This is a genomic window from Lysinibacillus sp. ZYM-1, assembly GCF_001308875.1.
Classification (GTDB): Bacteria; Bacillota; Bacilli; order Bacillales_A; family Planococcaceae; genus Lysinibacillus.
Genome location: NZ_KQ465177.1, coordinates 1 through 2,547, shown reverse-complemented (window position 1 = coordinate 2,547; position 2,547 = coordinate 1). Strand labels below are relative to the sequence as shown.

At 31.7% G+C, this 2,547-nt stretch carries 2 protein-coding genes and 1 pseudogene; all 3 read left to right on the top strand.

Annotation, left to right across the window (positions count from 1 at the left end; translation table 11 throughout):
* Positions 1 to 235: 235 nt before the first annotated feature.
* A complete protein-coding gene (locus AO843_RS23685; RefSeq protein ID WP_054613500.1) occupies positions 236 to 820 on the top strand; it encodes a hypothetical protein in 585 nt (194 codons plus the stop codon).
* 212 nt (positions 821 to 1,032) lie between these two features.
* Positions 1,033 to 1,974 carry a hypothetical protein gene (locus AO843_RS24755; RefSeq protein WP_054613499.1) on the top strand — a complete coding sequence of 314 codons (942 nt, stop codon included), beginning with the start codon at positions 1,033 to 1,035 and terminating at the stop codon, positions 1,972 to 1,974.
* Positions 1,962 to 2,180, top strand: a pseudogene (locus tag AO843_RS24395) (serine--tRNA ligase); the annotation flags it as partial. The gene AO843_RS24755 and the pseudogene AO843_RS24395, both read left to right, overlap by 13 nt.
* Positions 2,181 to 2,547 lie beyond the last annotated feature (367 nt).

Here is a 2,547-nt window from a genome sequence, read left to right as displayed (position 1 = left end):
TTAAACAAAAACTGGCTGGCATGAGTCCAGTAAATTACCGAAAACATACCAGCCAATTAGCTGCATAATAAAAACTCTAACTTTAAGGGGTCACTACCTTCTTTAATAAGGAGTGTGTCTTTTTCCATTTAAGGGCCAGATTGTGGAATAACCAAATTAGAGAAATATTGTTAATTATGCTAAAATTTAATTGATATTAAAGTAATGTACTTAATGTTGCCAGAGGAGTCCAATTATGAAAAATTCATTATTAATGCGAATAGATACACCCTATACACTAAATTTTTTAATTTACTTGCAAAATATTTATCTTAATCAGAAACAAAGGGAAGAACAATTTAAGTTTCCGTACTTAACAGAAATGATTCGGTTTTATGATGACTTTGAAATGAAATTCAAAGAATTATGGGAAGACATTTCAATTAAATTATCTGAAGATGACGGTAATAGTATAGATTTAAAAATATTCAATGATGAAAAGAATCTATTTTACGAAAAACTCTTCATCCCTAATTCAGATAGTTTAAAGACATATAATGAAATTTTCACAGGTTTTAAAGTGTGGTGGAGTAGTTACGCAGGAAGCTTTTCTGTAGAAAGGGCGATTGATAATCCGAGTCATAATATATATATGGAATTAACTAATTCTTTAAAGATAAACGGAAGAGAACCTAAGAGACAATTGAATATTAGCTTAATTTACGATAAATGTCTATTTAGCAATACCGAGCTTTATTCTTATTTTGCAGTGCTATCCATGATAGATATTTACTCCAATCACAAAGAATTGGTACTCAAATTACAAAGCTGTATTAGTTAAACTGATTGGGGCTTATTCAACAAAATGGCGTGATTCTGTAAAAAGGATCAGCACTCGTTTTCATTAAAGGGCCATATTATTGAATAACATTTTTTTAAGATATGTTACTAAACGACGCTTTGGGGACGTTTTATTTTCAACTAACGTAATCCGAATAGTTCAAAAAAAGAGTGGATTAATTGGGAAAATAGATTCAGAGGGGAGGAAATGTAGTGAGAAATTTTATTTCTGTTTTCATAATAATTGTTGTAGTCATCTTAGTAATTAATATAGACATCGATAAAAATGATAGTTTCTCTAATAATAATGTTGATGTTGAGAAAAAATGGGATCGTATTGCATCTGTCCTAGAGAATGCGTGGGATGATTTTGGTTTATTTAGTTTTCAAGCAACCCCAGATTCGACAATTTTTATTGAAATGGATGAAACTAAAAGTGAATTACAATTGATAAAGTATTTAGAGGAAAATATAAATAAAACAGATTTGAATCAATTCAATATTGAAATTACTAAGAAAAGTTTACACGAAGTTGAGACCGAGAGTTTTATGATGGAGGTTTCAGGTATTGTATTTGATTATTTACAAGAAAATAATTATCACGATGTGGACATTTACGTCCCTTCAATTAAACCTACACCGATACTAAAAATATCGATTCCTAAGTCCAGTACACGTTCTAGCGAAAACATAAAAAAAGAGCTAAAAGATGTATTAGCTTCCAAGAGCGCTAAACTACCAAACAAAGATATTTCCTATGAAATCCAGGTGATAGAGCATATTGATGAGAGTACTATTGAATCAGATGCCTTAATCAGTGATGTTGTTGAAGATTTTCAAGGAACAGAAAACCATTTAATAATTTCTGATACAGATATTTTTAAAGGAAATGGTATCTATAAAATGTCTTGGGCGCAACCATCAGATTCGAAGGACTATAAATTTCATATTACAAACTATACAGGGACAAATGTAACCGTGCAAATTCAACAGAGTAGTCACACACAAACTTATAATTTAGTGGCTAATGATTCTACTACATGGGTCCAATCGGCTGCTTCTTCTGGTGACCATACAATAGTGGTCACAACATCTGATGGAAGGATTTTTAAAGGGGATGTTTTTGTCAGTAAATCTGATGTTCCATTGAACTAATCCAAGCACGACGAGCGAATATTCGCTTCCGTCGTGAGCCAAATGCAAAATCAGAATATGTTCATACATTAAACGGTTCAGGTCTTGCTATTGGACGTACAGTTGCTGCTATTTTAGAAAACTGCCAACAAGCAGATGGAAGCGTAGTAATTCCAGAAGTTCTAAGACCATACATGGGTGGTAAAGAAATAATTGCACCAAAATAAATAACGGATAAAAGCTATTTTAGATATCCTTTAACAGTTAATTATATTGCTTTTTATCGATTTACAGATGCTTTTAATAGTATCGGGTGGTGTAAACGCCTTGGAATTAAAAAAATGCTTTATTATTTCTTAAAGGAAATTTAGCGAGACTAAAAAAGATGTTACTATAATCAAGAATGGGGATGTATTAGAAAAAATTTAGAAATGACATTTTGCAGCTCTTTCGCATTTTCCACTATTCCGCAATCGGGCGCTATTCTGTAGTAGAGTACTGTAGAAAAACACGGAAAACGTACTAAACCAATTTCTAGATAAAAAAAGCCGGTTTTCCTTTTCAATAAGGATTAACCGGCTTACTTAAAGATTT